Origin of the sequence: Dysgonomonas sp. Shenzhen-Wh21 (genome assembly GCF_043392705.1) — a bacterium.
Classification (GTDB): domain Bacteria; phylum Bacteroidota; class Bacteroidia; order Bacteroidales; family Dysgonomonadaceae; genus Dysgonomonas.
On record NZ_JAIXHZ010000156.1, the window covers coordinates 25,215 to 38,818 of the forward strand.

At 38.2% G+C, this 13,604-nt stretch carries 12 protein-coding genes; 5 read left to right on the forward strand and 7 right to left on the reverse strand.

Annotation, left to right across the window (positions count from 1 at the left end):
- The first annotated feature begins 77 nt into the window (after positions 1-77).
- The 4 genes from smpB to LDB17_RS10550 all read left to right on the forward strand — a co-directional run bounded on the left by smpB (position 78) and on the right by LDB17_RS10550 (position 6,591).
- Positions 78-530, forward strand: coding sequence for an SsrA-binding protein (smpB, locus tag LDB17_RS10535; RefSeq protein ID WP_006842387.1), 453 nt, complete (start codon positions 78-80; stop codon positions 528-530).
- Between the two features lie 38 nt (positions 531-568).
- A complete protein-coding gene (locus tag LDB17_RS10540) occupies positions 569-1,915 on the forward strand; it encodes a DUF6056 family protein (protein ID WP_291104279.1) in 1,347 nt (448 codons plus the stop codon).
- A gap of 4 nt (positions 1,916-1,919) precedes the next feature.
- On the forward strand, positions 1,920-5,612 hold the full coding sequence (metH, locus tag LDB17_RS10545) for a methionine synthase (protein ID WP_252637682.1): 3,693 nt from the start codon (positions 1,920-1,922) through the stop codon (positions 5,610-5,612).
- Between the two features lie 136 nt (positions 5,613-5,748).
- Positions 5,749-6,591, forward strand: a complete 843-nt coding sequence (locus tag LDB17_RS10550) for a metal ABC transporter permease (protein WP_252637683.1) — start codon at positions 5,749-5,751, stop codon at positions 6,589-6,591.
- A 27-nt stretch (positions 6,592-6,618) separates the two neighbouring features.
- Here the strand turns inward: LDB17_RS10550 and LDB17_RS10555 are convergent, their stop codons facing one another.
- Together LDB17_RS10555 and LDB17_RS10560 are read right to left on the reverse strand one after the other, a co-directional pair.
- Complete coding sequence (locus LDB17_RS10555; RefSeq protein ID WP_006842391.1) at positions 6,619-7,128, reverse strand: threonine/serine exporter family protein; 510 nt, start codon at positions 7,126-7,128, stop codon at positions 6,619-6,621.
- A 6-nt stretch (positions 7,129-7,134) separates the two neighbouring features.
- Positions 7,135-7,935 carry a threonine/serine exporter ThrE family protein gene (locus LDB17_RS10560; RefSeq protein WP_252637684.1) on the reverse strand — a complete coding sequence of 267 codons (801 nt, stop codon included), beginning with the start codon at positions 7,933-7,935 and terminating at the stop codon, positions 7,135-7,137.
- Between the two features lie 130 nt (positions 7,936-8,065).
- Between LDB17_RS10560 and LDB17_RS10565 the strand changes: the two genes are divergently transcribed.
- Complete coding sequence (locus LDB17_RS10565) at positions 8,066-9,958, forward strand: beta-galactosidase (protein ID WP_252637685.1); 1,893 nt, start codon at positions 8,066-8,068, stop codon at positions 9,956-9,958.
- 66 nt (positions 9,959-10,024) lie between these two features.
- Here LDB17_RS10565 and LDB17_RS10570 read toward each other — a convergent pair whose 3' ends face one another.
- From LDB17_RS10570 to ybaK, 5 genes are all read right to left on the reverse strand, one after another.
- On the reverse strand, positions 10,025-10,579 hold the full coding sequence (locus LDB17_RS10570; RefSeq protein WP_006842394.1) for a 2-oxoacid:acceptor oxidoreductase family protein: 555 nt from the start codon (positions 10,577-10,579) through the stop codon (positions 10,025-10,027).
- Between the two features lie 10 nt (positions 10,580-10,589).
- Positions 10,590-11,348 (reverse strand): thiamine pyrophosphate-dependent enzyme, encoded by a 759-nt coding sequence (locus LDB17_RS10575; protein ID WP_006842395.1) that lies wholly within the window; start codon positions 11,346-11,348, stop codon positions 10,590-10,592.
- Positions 11,349-11,436: 88 nt separating this feature from the next.
- Positions 11,437-12,519: a 3-methyl-2-oxobutanoate dehydrogenase subunit VorB gene (locus LDB17_RS10580; protein ID WP_006842396.1), complete on the reverse strand. Its 1,083-nt coding sequence runs from the start codon at positions 12,517-12,519 to the stop codon at positions 11,437-11,439.
- 63 nt (positions 12,520-12,582) lie between these two features.
- Positions 12,583-12,813 carry a 4Fe-4S dicluster domain-containing protein gene (locus LDB17_RS10585; RefSeq protein ID WP_006842397.1) on the reverse strand — a complete coding sequence of 77 codons (231 nt, stop codon included), beginning with the start codon at positions 12,811-12,813 and terminating at the stop codon, positions 12,583-12,585.
- Between the two features lie 201 nt (positions 12,814-13,014).
- Complete coding sequence (gene ybaK / locus LDB17_RS10590) at positions 13,015-13,491, reverse strand: Cys-tRNA(Pro) deacylase (RefSeq protein ID WP_252637686.1); 477 nt, start codon at positions 13,489-13,491, stop codon at positions 13,015-13,017.
- Between the last annotated feature and the right edge of the window lie 113 nt (positions 13,492-13,604).

Below are 13,604 nucleotides of genomic sequence, written 5' to 3' on the forward strand. Positions count from 1 at the left end.
AATATTCAGGTTGAAATAGATACTTAAGCCTAATATTTAGTATTTTTGTAAGTTTGGATAAGAATGCTTATATAATTATGAATCAATCAAACATAAATATAAAGAATAAACGTGCAAGTTTTGATTATGAATTTATCGAAACATATACTGCCGGCATTGTGCTTACAGGAACAGAAATAAAATCTATTCGCCTTGGTAAAGCCAGTCTGGTGGATACATTTTGTATGTTCGAAAAGAATGAGCTGTGGGTACGTAATATGTACATTGCAGAATATTTTTATGGTTCGTATAACAATCATGCTGCACGTAGTGATCGCAAACTTTTGTTGAATAAGAAAGAGCTGAAAAAAATACAGCGATTGGTAAAAGAAACAGGATATACGATCGTACCTACCCGTATTTTCTTAAATGAACGGGGTTTAGCTAAGGTAAATATAGCTGTAGCACGAGGTAAAAAACAATATGATAAACGTCAGTCGCTACGCGAGAAAGACGATAAACGTGCTATGGATCGTGCTATGAAGCATTAATTGTATAGGGAATGTCACAGGGATTTAAAAGGATTTTATTGGAGCAAAAATACATTGTTCTTGCTTCCATATTACTGTTCTTCGGTATTTATGGACTGAATCATTATTTCCCTATAACGCTTGATGACTGGACATACAGTATGACAGCCGAAGGCAATAGAGTTGGCTTTTCTGACATTATTCCGTATCAATATGTTCATTATTTCAAGTGGGGAGGACGTTCAGTTGTTCATGCAATAGCTCAGTTTATGCTTGCTGCAGGTGTTTTCTGGGGTGATATCATCAATAGCATTGGGTATATAGTATTAATTTTAACAATCTATTATATAGCAAATAAGGGAAACAAGAGTAATTTGTCACTTTTTGTTGGAATAAATCTGTTGATATGGTTTCTTACGCCTGCATTGATCGAAAATGTTTTTTGGATTACGGGGAGTGCAAATTATATGTGGGGAACCTTACTTATCTTGTTGTTTCTATCTTTCTATTGCTCTGCTTACCTTACAGGAAAGTCTAAGGATAGTTGGATAAAAACCTGTGCAATATTTTTGCTTGGTATTATCGCCGGATGGACAAATGAGAATATGGCTGTGGCAATGATATTTTTCGTTGTATGCTTAATTATATTAGCGAAAAAGGAAAAGCAAACGCTACACAAATGGATGATATTAGGGCTTGTAGGAGCTATTGTAGGGTGTGCTTTTATGCTCTTAGCGCCAGGTAATTATATAAGAAATGCAGGAGAACTTAGCAACCTGAATTCGGGAGGCACTGAACCTATATACATGTTTTATGTTTATAGGTTTACAAGTATTTTGAAAATATCTACATGGTATGCACTTATTCCAACGGTTATATATCTAATTTCTTTATTTTTATATTTCAAATTCAAAAAGAAAGAAAGTAATAAGAAGACATTGTTTCTGTCTCTGTTATTTGCCGTTACAGCAGGTGTGGGAACGTTGGCTATGACCGGTGCACCTACTTTCCCTACCCGGGTGTGGTTTGCTATACTGATATTCCTGTTTATTGCTACAGGGTTGCTATATGCCAATCTGGATTTTTCCATTTCTGTGATAAAGAAGTTTTTATACTCAATCATTGGAGTTGCTTTTTTAGTCTTTGTTTATTCTTATTGGCTAAGTCTCGAAGACTTTAAACGAATACACGAAATATGGGCAGAAAGAGATCGGATTGTGCTTGCTGAAAAACAAAAAGGAATAAAAGATATTATAATATACGGACGTTTTAGTGCATCCGAATCTATATTGGTACGTCCCAAAACGGGAGATATTCCTTTAGATTCGATTGTGTGGATGCAGAATGCGTATGGAAATTATATGGGTGTAAACTCAGTTAAAATTTTTGATGTAGAAAATAAATAAATTGATGCAAAAGATACAAGATATATTGAAAGAGAGGATACTTATCCTTGATGGTGCTATGGGAAGCCTTATTCAACAGTATAAATTGAAAGAAGAGGATTTCAGAGGCGAGCGTTTTCGTGATAGTGCAATATTACAAAAAGGGAATAATGATCTGCTTAATCTCACACGCCCCGATATAATAGAAGAAATTCATCGAAAATATCTGGATGCGGGAGCTGATATTATTGAAACGAATACATTCAATGCAACAGCTATATCCCTAGAGGACTATAACATGTCGCATCTGGCAAAAGAAATAAACAGAGAGGCAGCGAAGATTGCAAAAAAAGCTGCTATAGATTATACAAACCTGAATCCGGATAAGCCTCGTTTTGTTGCGGGTTCTATTGGGCCGACTAACAAAACGGCATCAATGAGTCCTAAGGTTGAAAACCCGATTTATCGTGCTGTTACTTTTGACGACTTGTCTTCTGCTTATAAGGAACAGATAGAGGGGCTTGCGGATGGTGGTGTCGATCTATTGCTTATAGAAACGATATTTGATACGCTAAATGCAAAGGCTGCCTTATTCGCTGCCGAAGAGGTTCGCAAAGAACGAAATATTGAGTTGCCGATAATGATATCTGTGACTTTATCAGATAAAGCAGGGCGTACATTATCAGGGCAAACAATAGGAGGATTTTTGGCATCGGTCAATCATATAGACTATCTTTCGGTCGGGCTTAATTGTTCTTTTGGAGCATCAGATATGAAACCATTTCTAAAAGAATTGGCTCGAATGGCTCCAAGTTTTATCTCAGCATATCCAAATGCGGGGTTGCCAAACCAGTTTGGAGAATATGACCAGACACCTGATATTATGGCTGAGCAGATCAGCGAATTCATCGGAGAAGGATTGGTAAACATTATTGGTGGCTGTTGTGGTACGACACCCGAACATATAGCAAAGTATGCTGATTTGGTGAAGGATGCAAAACCTCACAAACCAGCTGAGAAGCCAAAATATATGTGGCTCTCAGGTTTGGAGTTGCTAGAGGCTAAGCCTGAAATTAATTTTATCAATATAGGGGAACGTCTCAACGTAGCAGGTTCTCGCAAGTTTCTTCGTCTGATAAAAGAAGAGAAATATGAAGAGGCTCTAACTATTGCTCATAAGCAGGTAGAAGATGGAGCACAGGTACTCGACGTGAATATGGATGAAGGACTGCTTGATGGTGTAAAAGAAATGACAACTTTCCTCAACCTGATGGCCTCCGATCCTGATGTGTCACGCATTCCTGTGATGATCGACTCCTCGAAGTGGGAAGTGTTGGAAGCCGGTCTAAAATGTGTACAAGGAAAGGCTATTGTAAATTCTATATCCCTGAAGGGAGGGGAAGAGGAATTTCTTCATCATGCTCGTCTTGTCAGACAATATGGTGCAGCTGTTATCATAATGGCTTTTGATGAAACAGGACAAGCTGATACATTCTCCCGTAGAATCGAAATCTGTGAGAGAGCATACAAATTGTTGATAAATGACGGATTCGATCCGCTTGATATAATATTCGACCCTAATATTTTGGCTATAGCTACCGGTATAGAAGAACACCGTAACTATGCTGTTGATTTCCTAGAAACTATTACATGGATAAAGAAAAACCTTCCGCATGCAAAAATTAGTGGAGGGGTAAGTAATTTATCTTTCTCTTTCCGAGGCAACGACTATGTTCGTGAAGCGATGCATGCCGTATTCCTCTATTATGCTATTCAGAGGGGTATGGATATGGGAATTGTTAATCCGGGGCAATCAGTGGTGTATGATGATATTCCACTCGAACTTAAAAATCTGGTAGAAGATGTGATCTTTAACCGTAGACCGGAAGCTACTGACGAACTTATCGAATATGCAGAACGCATTAAAAATGAAAAGAACGGGCAGACTGAACAAAAAGTGGAAGAGTGGAGATCGTTCCCGCTCGATGAACGTATCCAATATTCATTAATAAAGGGTATTAGCGATCACTTGGAAGAAGACTTGGAAGAAGCCCTTAGAGTGTATCCTAAAGCTGTGGATATAATCGATAAGCCTCTGATGGACGGTATGAACAAGGTAGGTGACCTGTTTGGCTCGGGTAAGATGTTTTTGCCGCAAGTGGTGAAAACAGCTCGTACAATGAAGCGTGCCGTGGCTATTCTTCAACCAACACTGGAAGCGCAGAAATCATCTTCGGCAGGGAGCAATAAAGCCGGAAAGCTTGTTATTGCGACTGTGAAGGGTGATGTTCATGATATCGGTAAAAACATTGTAGCTATAATTCTTGCTTGTAACAACTATGAAGTTATAGACTTAGGGGTTATGACTCCTCCTGAAGTTATTATCCAAAAAGTGAAGGAAGAACAGCCGGATATTCTTTGCTTAAGCGGACTGATTACCCCATCGCTGGAAGAAATGAGTATTGTTGCTCACGAGATGGAAAAGGCAGGATTCTCTATTCCATTGATGATTGGCGGTGCAACTACATCTAAACTGCATACCGCAATAAAGATAGATCCTAAGTATAATAATGGATCAGTAGTTTATGTCAAAGATGCGTCTCAGGCTCCTGCTGCTGTAAGTAAATTAATAAATCCGAATACAAAAGAAAATTATATAAATGAAGTAAAACAGGAATATTCTCAATTAAGAGATAATGCCGGAGATAAAAAGGCAGATCTGTTACCTCTGTCTGAAGTTTTAGATAAAGGAATGCTAATAGACTGGTCTGAATATAAAACACCCGAGCCGAAAGTAAAAGGGCGACAGGTTTTGAAGCGTATACCGGTGGATGAGATAGTTCCGTATGTGGATTGGAAGTTCTTCTTCCATTCATGGAATTTGTCAGCCCGTTATGCATCCGTGCAGCATATTGATGATTGTTCTTCGTGTCGTACGACATGGCTGAATTCTTTTCCCGAGCACGAACGAGAAAAAGCAAGCGAAGGTATGCAGCTTTATAAAGATGCGAAGGCATTGTTAGATCAATTGATATTTGAGAAAGTGGAGTATATCAATGCTGTTTTTGGTGTTTTTGAGGCATATAGCGAAAATGAATGTCTCTACATCAATGATGTCTGTTTTCCGATGTTGCGTCAGCAAAAAAAGAATGACAGAGGAGAATATTTGTCTCTTTGCGATTTTGTTGCACCTAAATCATCTGTTAAGAAGGACTATGTAGGAGGTTTTACAGTAACTGCCGGAGTAGGCTCGAATGAATTGATGAGCGAATTCGAGCAGCAGGGTGACGAATACAAAGTTCTATTACTAAAATCAGTGTTAGACCGGTTGGCAGAAGCTACAACTGAGTGGTTGCACGCAAAAATAAGAAGAGAGTATTGGGGCTTTGCTGCCGAAGAAAATATTTCCGTAAATGATATGTTTACTCTTAAATATCAGGGTATTCGTCCAGCAGTAGGCTATCCGTCTATTCCCGATCAGTCTATCAACTTTTTGTTGAATAATGACCTGCTACAATCGAAAGAAATAGGAGTAGAACTTACCGAAAATGGCGTTATGTTACCCAATGCTTCGGTAAGTGGAATAATCATATCTCATCCTAAATCGAAATATTTTAATATTGGAAATATTCTTGATGATCAGATGGAATCCTATGTTGAAAGAAGAGGTGAGGACGCAGAGGTTATTCGCAAATTTTTAAGTGCGAATCTGATATAAATATAAAATAAGTGACAAAACAGGTAAATAAGAAACCTTCAATAAAGTGTTACTTTTGTCACTTTTCTGGAAAATAGAAATGATGATTATTCCCCATTCCGGAGATATATGATTCAGAAAAAATAATATTATCACAATGGAATTTTTTGATCTTCTATCCTATAGCTTTTTTCAGAATGCTCTTCTAGGTAGTCTTTTTGCCTCTATTGCATGTGGAATTATAGGATCGTATGTTGTTATCCGCAGATTAGTTTTTATTAGTGGAGGGATAACACATGCTTCGCTCGGAGGTATAGGAATGGGCTTTTATTTTGGGTGGAATCCAATTCTGTCGGCAATGATTTTTTCTATACTGTCGGCATTTGGTATTGAGTGGCTTTCTTCAAGGCAGGGAGTTAGAGAAGATTCTGCTATTGGCTCATTCTGGTCTTTAGGGATGGCTGTTGGTATTATTTTTATCTATCTTAAGCCCGGGTTTGCACCCAACCTTTCCGATTATCTCTTTGGAAATATTTTAACTATAACAAAACCGGATATTTTATATCTGGCTGTTTTATCCTTGGTGCTCATCATTGTTTTTTTACTTTTTGGGCGACAAATACTTTTTGCAGCATTTGATTCTGATTTTGCAAAGACGCGCAATCTTCCTGTCAATCTGATTAAGTATGCGATGATGATGGGTATCGCAATAACAATCGTTTTGTCTATCCGTTTGGTTGGAATTGTTTTACTTATGTCTATATTGACGGTTCCTCAGATGACAGCTAATCTATTCACTTCTAATTTTGTGAAGATGATTTCGCTGTCCATTCTTATAGGGTTCGTAGGCTGTTTGGTCGGATTGTTTCTTTCTGCTGTTTTGGATGTGCCTTCCGGCGTATTTATTATTTTCACACAGATAATAGTATTTCTTGTATCCAGATGGATAGTCAAATTAATACATAAGAAACAATTGATCGGTTCTTTAGAGAGGAACTGATGACAGATAGTAAAGTAAACTAGAGTATCAGCCCTTTCCTATTATATCTTTCAGAGATATATTTTTTACACTGGATTTTCGGAAAAGCAGCGCACTGATACATATTCCTATTGCCAAGGTGAATAAAAGAGACATTGTCAGCATAAGATTGTGTGACATCTCTATAAGTATGCGAGGATTCTGTTCTACAATTGTTAGATCTGTAACCTTTATTCCGGCAAGCATTGTTTTATAAGCAAACATACCCGGTATCATCGTAATGCATGCCGGCATTGTAAATACAACAGGTGGACTGTCTACCTTATGTGCCGCAAAAATGCCTATCAGCCCTATCAGCACAGACCCAGCCAGAGTTGCGGTTATTAACCCGAAATCGAGCTGAACCAAAATAAAACGGATACAATGCCCCATTCCTCCCAGCAGGCCGGCTACCCATAACAAACGTTTAGGTGAACCAAATAATATAGCCCAACAGAAGCCGACGATGAATGCAATGCCAAAGTCGCGTAGTATATTTATAATAGTAAGTTCTTCCATTTTTTTCTAAAAATTATTGATCCCCATTAATGTAATACATAAGGTCATCCCTGCGGCAATACAAAGTAAAATAAACCCTCCGAATAAGGCTCTGTTGATTGCAGACGAGAGGTAGCCTTCTATCAGGTCTATAACACAATTTATAAGAGGGACTCCCGGTATAAGATATAATACGCCTGTAGCCATAGCAGCTTCGGGGTGTGCTCCGATTCCATATAGTCTTCCAAGTCCTGTAATAAGAGTGGTAACAAAAGCTGCTATCGAGATACAAATCATAGAGTTGAAATTCTTCTTAGAGAAGGCAACACGTACGAAATATCCTAAAAAAGCGGCAACAAAAGCAACCATAGCGTTCATCGAATCTCCTAATGAGAAAAGGCATAGGCCTGCACATGAAAGTCCGACAGCTATAGCAACATATATATCTTTATAATATGGTTTAGCTTTGATTAGAGCAAATTCGTTTTCCGCTTCAGTGATGGAAAGTTTCTCTTCTTTTACTTTCCACGACAAATGTGATATTTCGGTCAAAACAGCAAGGTGGACATTGTGAGGGGGCGAATTCTTAAATCTGGTGACTGTATTTGCAGGGTCGTTCATATCTTTTATAGTAATTAACAGTCCTTTGAACGTAGGATCTATATGCAGATCAAACTCCCATGTCGAAGCCATTCTCCCCAGATTACTATTGAGTCTTCCGCAATGCGCTCCCGATGCAAGTAGATAAGTTCCTATATCTAAAATGAGATCGGCTAAGCGTTGCGCTGGTATTTTTACTTTTTCTGTTGTATCTTTATACTCTAACATTCCAACCTTAATTTTACGACAAAGATATTAAAGAATATTTAATGTAGTAAACACTTATAATTGAGTTTATAAACGTGAATTTAATTTATAATAATATATAGCTTTAAATTAGTAATTTAAAAAGAAAACCATGTTTAAAAAGATTTGTTCAACCTTTTTTATATTATTATTCGTTTTTTCCATCAGTTCTTTTTCTCAGAAGAAACATACGTTTGAGATTAAGAACGGAGATTTTGTATATGACGGAAAACCGGTAAGAATAATTTCAGGCGAAATGCATTATCCGCGTATTCCTCATCAATATTGGCGTCATCGTATGCAGATGCTGAAAGCAATGGGACTGAATGCTGTGGCTACTTATGTATTCTGGAATATACATGAACCCGAACCTGGTAAGTGGGATTTTACAGGAGATAAGAATCTTGCGGAATATATAAAAATAGCAGGTGAAGAAGGATTGATGGTGATACTTCGTCCCGGTCCGTATGTATGTGCTGAGTGGGAATTTGGAGGTTATCCTTGGTGGCTTCAAAATGTAGAGGGTTTGGAATTGAGACGTGATAACGAACAATTTCTAAAATATACCCAGTTATATATAAATAGATTGTATAAGGAAGTTGGAAATTTGCAAATAACTAAAGGTGGCCCTATTGTTATGGTGCAGGCAGAAAATGAATTCGGATCTTATGTCTCCCAACGTAAAGATATTCCATTGGAAGAGCATCGCAGATACAATGCAAAAATCGTTCAGCAATTAAAAGATGCAGGTTTCGATGTTCCATCTTTTACTTCGGATGGAAGTTGGTTGTTTGAAGGAGGTGCTGTTCCCGGAGCTTTGCCAACTGCAAATGGAGAAAGTAATATAGAGAATTTAAAGAAAGCTGTAGATAAGTATAATGGAGGACAAGGACCTTATATGGTTGCAGAGTTTTATCCCGGATGGCTTGCTCACTGGCTCGAACCTCATCCTCAGATAAGTGCTACAAGTATAGCTCGTCAAACAGAAAAGTATTTACAGAATAATGTGTCTATCAACTATTACATGGTGCATGGCGGAACTAATTTTGGTTTTACCAGTGGCGCTAACTATGATAAGAAACATGATATTCAGCCCGATCTTACTAGCTACGATTACGATGCACCTATTAGCGAAGCCGGATGGGTAACACCAAAATACGACTCGCTTCGTAATGTAATTAAAAAATATGTCAATTACTCTTTGCCTAAGGTTCCCGCTGCTATACCTGTTATAGAGATCCCATCTATTAAACTTGACAAGATCGCTACCTTAGACGGATTGAACTCAAAAGTAGTGGAAAATAATAAACCTATGACTTTCGAACAGTTAAACCAAGGTTATGGATATGTTTTATATAAAAAGCACTTCAATCAGCCAATAAGCGGTACACTGAAGATAAATGGTTTGCGCGATTATGCCATTATATATGCAAACGATGAAAAGGTAGGGGAGCTTAACCGATATTTTAATCAAGATTCTATCGATGTTGACATTCCATTCAATTCTACGTTAGAGATCTTAGTAGAGAACATGGGACGCATCAATTACGGATCAGAGATTGTTCATAACACAAAAGGAATCATCAGCCCTGTTATAATAAACGGAATGGAGATAGAAGGTGATTGGCAAATGTACCAGATACCGATGGATGAAGCTCCTGATTTTAGTAAGATGCAAAAAAATAGCGTATTTGGTAACACCGAATCAGCAGCGAAACGTCTTCTCGGAGCTCCGGCCTTATATAAAGGAACATTCAATCTGACAGAAACAGGGGATACATTCCTCGATATGGAAGATTGGGGCAAAGGTATTGTCTTTATAAATGGTAAGAACATCGGGCGTTATTGGCATGTAGGACCTCAACAAACGTTATATGTTCCGGGGGTATGGCTGAAAAAAGGACAAAATGAGATCGTAATTTTTGAACAACAGCATGATAAGCATCACACAGAAGTAAGAACAACAAAAGTTCCTGTGTTGACAAATCTTAAGTTGCCTCAATAAAATAAATATAGAAAGAGGCTGTCTAGTCTCAGACAGCCTCTTTTTTATTTTCAAAGAAACGAAATCTTATTCAGATTTTTGAACTTCTTGTATAATCTCCATACCTTTCATTATTGCCTGCTCATTCATTGGCAGTAAACCATGGTGACGTTCAGGTAAAGATTTTTTCAATCCTTTCATAACGTTTTCGAGTTTTACCATTGGGCTTACTTTCAATAATCCACCTAGAACAATCATATTGAATGCTTTCGTATTTTTCATCAATATAGCTGTATCCACAGCTTCAACTTTATAGATATTGATATCCTTGCGTGTTGGTGGATGTTGAAATCCGTTCGGGTCATAAATTAATATTCCTCCCGGTTTTACATGCGACTCGAATTTGTCCAATGACGGCTGATTTAAAATAATCGCAATATCAAACTCATTCACTATCGGCGAGCTGATGGGGCTGTCGCTCAATATTACAGTCACGTTAGCTGTGCCACCACGTTGCTCCGGTCCGTAAGAAGGGAACCATGAAACTTCTTTATCTTCCATCAGACCTGAATAAGCAAGGATTTTACCCATAGATAATACACCTTGTCCTCCAAAACCTGCTATAATTATTTCTTGTGTCATGTTTCTTTGTTTAAATATTTTTCAAATCGCCTAATGGATATGCAGGAAACATATTTTCTACCATCCAATCGTTAGCTGCCTGAGGTGACATTTTCCATCCGGCATTACATGTAGATACAATTTCTACAATAGATGTACCTTTATTCTCCATCGAGTTTTCGAACGCTTTACGTATCATGCGTTTCGCTTTCTTTACAGAGGCTGCTGTATGAACGCTCTGACGAGTAGCCAGACAAACTCCTTGTAACTGAGCCAACAGATCGAGAATCTTGAGAGGGTATCCACTCTCGTGAGTATCGCGTCCGTTAGGAGATGTTGATGTTATCATTTGGCTAAGGGTTGTTGGAGCCATTTGTCCCCCGGTCATGCCATAAATTCCGTTATTTATAAAGATTATAGCAATATTTTCACCTCTATTAGCCGCATGTATCGTTTCACCAGTACCAATGGCAGCTAAGTCTCCGTCTCCCTGATATGTAAATACCATTTTATCGGGATTCAGTCGTTTTGCTGCTGTAGCCAGTGCCGGAGCACGTCCGTGTGCAGCTTCCTGCCAGTCGATATCCAAATAGTTGTATGCAAACACAGCACAACCAACCGGAGCTATACCGATTGTTTTATCACGCAATTCCATATCATCAATAACCTCAGCTATCAACTTATGAACTACACCATGTGAACAACCCGGGCAGTAATGCATGTCCACATCGTTCATCAACGCAGGCTTGGCATATACTAGGTTAGCCGGATCTATAATATTTGTACTCATAATTGTTTAAACTTTGAATTTTAAGGTCTCAGACCTACTTACTATTCTCGCAAATGTAATGAACACTTGCCTATCTTAATATCGTTTTTCAACAGTCAAATTTATTCTGCAAGGCGTCTACTACTTCGCTTGGTGTAGGAACAATTCCACCCAAACGTCCGTAATGTTCAACCTTTACTTTACCGTTTACAGCCAAACGAACATCCTCGACCATCTGTCCGGCGTTCATTTCCACTGTAAGCATTCCTTTTACCTTTGTTGAATATTTGTCAATCTCCTTCGATGGGAACGGCCACAAAGTTATTGGGCGTATAAGACCCACCTTTATTCCTTGAGCACGTGCTATCTCCATTGCCTTTTGGCATATACGGGCAGCAGACCCAAATGCAACAAGTATATAATCTGCATCTTCGCAGTTTACTTCCTGGTGCAAACAAACATCTTTCTCTATCTTCTTAAACTTAGCTTGAAAACGGAGGTTATTTATCTCCATCTTATACGGATCAAGTTCCAGCGAAGTTATTACATTCGGTTTTCTATCAGCTGGTTTTCCAAGGGTAGCCCAAGGACATTGTTCGCGTATCTCCTTTTCGGTTCTTCTTCGTTTAAATTCCGGAAGTTTTACCTTTTCCATCATTTGCCCGATAACACCATCGGTAAGTATCATAGCCGGTGTTTGATATTTGAACGCGAGATCGAATCCCAATGCAACAAAGTCCACCATTTCTTGTACCGACGCAGGAGCAAGAGTTATCAGGTTATAATCGCCATGCCCTCCTCCTTTTACAGTTTGGAAATAATCGGCTTGCGATGGTTGTATTGTACCCAATCCGGGTCCTCCACGCATAACATTCACTAACAAACAAGGCAATTCGGCTCCGGCAAGATAAGACACCCCTTCGAGCATTAAGCTCATGCCCGGGCTTGAAGATGAGGTCATCACGGCCTTGCCGCATCCGGCTCCCCCGTAAACCATATTTATAGATGCTATTTCGCTTTCAGCCTGAAGTACAACCATACCGGTAGTATTCCACGGTGCTTCGGCCATCAACGTTTCCATTATCTCCGATTGAGGAGTAATAGGATAGCCAAAATATCCGTCTGTCCCATATCTAATTGCAGCATGAGCTATGGCTTCATTGCCTTTCATTAAAACTATTTCTTCTGACATAATTTTTGGTTAATTAAAAAAACGAATCTACTAAGCGAAAAAGCTGTATTGATTCGTCATCATTTATTCAAATTTTTTCTTGTAGACTGTGAGACATCCGTCAGGACATACATAACCACAATTGGCACAACCTATACAAGCATCTGGATTTTTCATGTAAACGTAGTGATAACCCCGACTGTTAACTTCACGAGGTTGAAGTTCTAAAACATCACAAGGACATGAAACCACACAGAGGTCACAGCCCTTACAACGTTCTTCGTTTACAACTACTGTTCCTTTTATTTTGGCCATTTTTCTTTATAATAATTTTTTTAGTAATCGCTAACTATAATAAAGTTCTCATTTGATCCCCACACAAAGGTAGATGTTATTCTTATTATATTCCTTTTTTTTATGAATAAAGATGTTAAAAAAAAGATGTCTTAAAACATATTGAGCTAGCATTTTATCATACAAAATCCAATAATCTCTATCTTTGGGGAGGTTCGGTCTTTATTTGGTTAGGTTTCCGCTGGTTGTACTTACTATTTGTACTAAATCTAGCGGATTTAACTGAATTTGTAAACCTCTTTTTCCGGCACTAATGTAAATATATTCGAACGCTTCATAAGATTTATCGATATAGGTTGGAAATAATTTTTTCATACCAATAGGAGAGCAAGCGCCTCTTATATATCCTGTGATGTTAAGAAGCTCTTTCATCGGTATCATATCACAACTCTTATTTCCTGAGATTTTCGCAGCTGCTTTCAAGTCAAGCTCTTCTGCTCCGGGTATAATACAAACAAAATAACCGGATTTATCTCCTTTCAGTACCAGTGTTTTAAAGACCTGTTCAACAGGTTCTTGTAACTGTTCGGCCACATGTATGGCACTAAGATCGGACTCGTCAACCTCGTATGGAATAAGCTTATATTCTATTTTCTCTTTATCCAAAAGCCGGACGGCGTTTGTTTTATCAATCTTCATTTCTTCTTATTTTCCTGCAAATAAAACAACTAAACACGATAGATGTTTACAAAGTATGTTTTCTACTCATATTAATTGCCATTATTGCTTTCTCATATATTAAGTTCAGAAAG

Coding starts and splice junctions, on each gene's coding strand:
- ybaK (WP_252637686.1), bottom strand. CDS start 13,491: ATGAAGATTGATAAAACAAACGCCGTCCGGCTTTTGGATAAAGAGAAA.
- LDB17_RS10550 (WP_252637683.1), top strand. CDS start 5,749: ATGGAATTTTTTGATCTTCTATCCTATAGCTTTTTTCAGAATGCTCTT.
- LDB17_RS10555 (WP_006842391.1), bottom strand. CDS start 7,128: ATGGAAGAACTTACTATTATAAATATACTACGCGACTTTGGCATTGCA.
- metH (WP_252637682.1), top strand. CDS start 1,920: ATGCAAAAGATACAAGATATATTGAAAGAGAGGATACTTATCCTTGAT.
- LDB17_RS10560 (WP_252637684.1), bottom strand. CDS start 7,935: ATGTTAGAGTATAAAGATACAACAGAAAAAGTAAAAATACCAGCGCAA.
- LDB17_RS10580 (WP_006842396.1), bottom strand. CDS start 12,519: ATGTCAGAAGAAATAGTTTTAATGAAAGGCAATGAAGCCATAGCTCAT.
- LDB17_RS10575 (WP_006842395.1), bottom strand. CDS start 11,348: ATGAGTACAAATATTATAGATCCGGCTAACCTAGTATATGCCAAGCCT.
- smpB (WP_006842387.1), top strand. CDS start 78: ATGAATCAATCAAACATAAATATAAAGAATAAACGTGCAAGTTTTGAT.
- LDB17_RS10565 (WP_252637685.1), top strand. CDS start 8,066: ATGTTTAAAAAGATTTGTTCAACCTTTTTTATATTATTATTCGTTTTT.
- LDB17_RS10570 (WP_006842394.1), bottom strand. CDS start 10,579: ATGACACAAGAAATAATTATAGCAGGTTTTGGAGGACAAGGTGTATTA.
- LDB17_RS10585 (WP_006842397.1), bottom strand. CDS start 12,813: ATGGCCAAAATAAAAGGAACAGTAGTTGTAAACGAAGAACGTTGTAAG.